This is a genomic window from Candidatus Clostridium eludens (assembly GCF_045310515.1).
In the GTDB taxonomy this organism is placed as follows: Bacteria; Bacillota; Clostridia; order Clostridiales; family Clostridiaceae; genus Clostridium_B; species Clostridium_B eludens.
In genome coordinates this window covers 1-438 of sequence record NZ_JBJHZX010000168.1, presented here as the reverse complement: position 1 = coordinate 438, position 438 = coordinate 1, and the positions used below count along the sequence as shown (strand labels likewise).

The following is a 438-nucleotide window of genomic DNA, read 5'->3' as shown; positions in this document are numbered from 1 at the left end:
GGGAATCCTGCTCCTCCAGCTCCTATAATACCTGCATCCTTAATCTTTTTTAGTAAATCCATCATTACACCTCTCTTACCCCTAAAGGTTGTAATATTTATACTACCGTATTTACATTGTTGTAAATGTTGTATGTCATATCCTCCAAAGCCTATTTCTGCATAAGAAGGTGCATTCTTAACAAATATAGTAGTATCTATTTTCTATTTTAGCTAAAACTATAATTCTAGAGTATATTACATCCTATAAATTATCTTGATTTAATATAATTTTATATGACTTACACTATAAACTTCATGCGATTTATAATAGATATTGTAATAAACCTTTGCTTGGACCGGATATAACTTCGCTGTTTACCAACATTCCGCTTTCAAGTGAAACATTAACTCCAGCTTCTACTGCATTCTTAACTGCACTTACATCTCCTGTAAGAGT

1 protein-coding gene is annotated in these 438 nt (G+C 31.7%); it reads right to left on the bottom strand.

Features of this window, described 5'->3' with window-relative positions:
- Positions 1-303: 303 nt before the first annotated feature.
- Positions 304-438 (bottom strand): BMC domain-containing protein (locus tag ACJDU8_RS25690; protein ID WP_406795024.1); only part of this gene is annotated, 135 nt, incomplete at its 5' end.